This window comes from Hymenobacter sp. UYCo722 (genome assembly GCF_040547115.1).
Lineage (GTDB): Bacteria > Bacteroidota > Bacteroidia > Cytophagales > Hymenobacteraceae > Hymenobacter.
Genome location: NZ_JBEPPC010000016.1, coordinates 1 through 2106, shown reverse-complemented (window position 1 = coordinate 2106; position 2106 = coordinate 1). Strand labels below are relative to the sequence as shown.

Here is a 2106-nt window from a genome sequence, read left to right as displayed (position 1 = left end):
CTGCCTTCACCGGTGGGAGAGTCGGTCGCCGCCAACCTTACAACAGGAAACCCTCTTGGATGCTTTCACCAGCAGCCAAGAGGGTTTTTGCTTGTGATAAGGCCCCAAAAGCCCTGACTCTCGTTCTTTAGTCGTTGGTGTGCGATGTTTTCTGGGATAATTGGTGCTAGTTGTGCGAAAGCGGAAGTGTTGATTGAAGCTTAAGTATACTAACATTTTATAGCCGCATCAACCGTCTGTATCAATACCGACGGCTGATGTGGGTTTTGCTACGAATAATGGTTTGTGAGGTATTTCCCGCGCACTCGAGAACGGATTTGGTTTATACATTACCGCTGTTTTAAACCAAGTAAAAAGACAATTTTGCCGCTTGCGCCTTGGTCGAAGTTGCCACATATATTTCACGGGCTGAAGTACATTTAGCCGGGTCGACGGCTTGGCAACTTCCAGTAGGAGAATTGAGGCGGTCTAGGAATGACGGACAGAAGAAGGACGTATATTTCTTCTGTTATGGCAAGCAAAGCAAGCGGGGCGTCGCCCGACAAACGACGTAAATACGATGAGGCGTTCAAGGCCGAGGCCCTGCGCCTAGCCAGTGAAAGCCGCAGCACGCAGGCCGCGGCGCGGCAGCTGGGAATCAGCCCCAAACTGCTTTACCGTTGGCAACAAGCTCAGTTGGTGGCCGAAGTGGGCAGCTTGGAAGTGGCCCGCGACCCGGAAGTGCGCGCCCTGCGTGCGGCCAATAAACGGCTCGCACAGGAGCTCGATATTTTAAAAAAAGCCTTGGTCATCTTCGGCCAGCCGACCCCGTGAGCACGTACCGCTACATCGCGCAGCGGGCCACTCAGGTACCCGTGCGCCAGCTCTGCCACGTGCTGCGCGTGGCCCCGGCCGCGTACTACGGCTGGCAGCGCCGCCAGCAGGTGCCGGCGGTCGAACCAGCCTGGCAAGTGGCCGTGCGCGAGGCGTTTGCGGACCACAGCCAGCGTTATGGCACGCGCCGGCACGCGCCGGCTGCGCGCCGAAGTGCAGGCCCAGGGCCATGCGGTGGGCCGCTGGCGCATCCGCCGCGTGCTCCGCGAGCATGGCCTGCGCGCCCAGCAGCCCCGTTTGTTCGTGCCCCGCACCACCGACTCGGACCCGGCCGTGCGCGCCGCCCCCAACCGCTTGCGGGGCCAGCCGGCCCCCACGGCCCCCAACCGGGTCTGGGTGGGCGACATCACGTATTTGCCCCGCCAGGGCGGCGGCTGGCTCTACCTGGCCGTGTGGCTGGACCGCTGTTCGCGCAAGGTCGTCGGCTGGGAAGTGCGCGACACCATGCCCGAAGACCTCGTCAGCGAAGCCCTGCGCCGGGCCTTGGCCGTGCGCCGCCCACCCGCTGGGCTCATTATTCATTCCGACCAGGGCAGCCAGTACACGGCCACCCGATTCAAAGACTTGGTCGCTAAACACGGCGCCCAGCAAAGCATGAGCCGGCGCGGCAACTGCTACGACAACGCCCACGCCGAATCGTTTTGGAGTCGCTTCAAAGCCGAACTACTCGACGGCGGCCGCTTCCCCGGGCTGGAAGAAGCTCGGCTCGAAATCAGCCACCACATTGCCTATTACAACGCCGAACGCCGACATTCTGCCCTCGGCTATCAATCACCCAATCACTTCGAAACCCATCTTCAAACAACGTCCCAGGTGTGTCCGGCTTAGCTAGACCACCTCAAATCTATGGTTGGCACCGGTGGCATAAGTGCGGGTAGGGCGAATTAATGGTGCGACTGTTTGACTAGGTAATATGGGTCGCGTCCAAGCTGGTAACTACAGCATAGAAAGCCGGAGCAAGTAGCTAAAACGTAACCTGTAAATTTTTCTGCGCTGTAGTGAAGGTTAGCAATTTGTATTATAGCAAGCTGCCACCTGATTCTTGATTTTTACTTCTTAAAGCGCTAAACACAGAATGCCCCGTAGCTAGTACCACGGGGCATTCTGTATGTTTTCGGGAAATGCTGTTATATTAACGTAGGGGCTTAGGAAGCAAAAATCAGGAATAGGGGCGTAACTTCTTGTTATGCAACCCACTAACCGCTACTATAAGTGCAGCAAACTTTCGGAGGT

1 protein-coding gene and 1 pseudogene are annotated in these 2106 nt (G+C 57.7%); both read left to right on the top strand.

Annotated elements, in window-relative coordinates; all coding sequences use genetic code 11:
* Positions 1-510: 510 nt before the first annotated feature.
* A complete protein-coding gene (locus tag ABIB44_RS20465; RefSeq protein WP_354586232.1) occupies positions 511-813 on the top strand; it encodes a transposase in 303 nt (100 codons plus the stop codon).
* 144 nt (positions 814-957) lie between these two features.
* Positions 958-1701 (top strand): annotated as a pseudogene (locus ABIB44_RS20460) (IS3 family transposase); the annotation flags it as partial.
* Between the last annotated feature and the right edge of the window lie 405 nt (positions 1702-2106).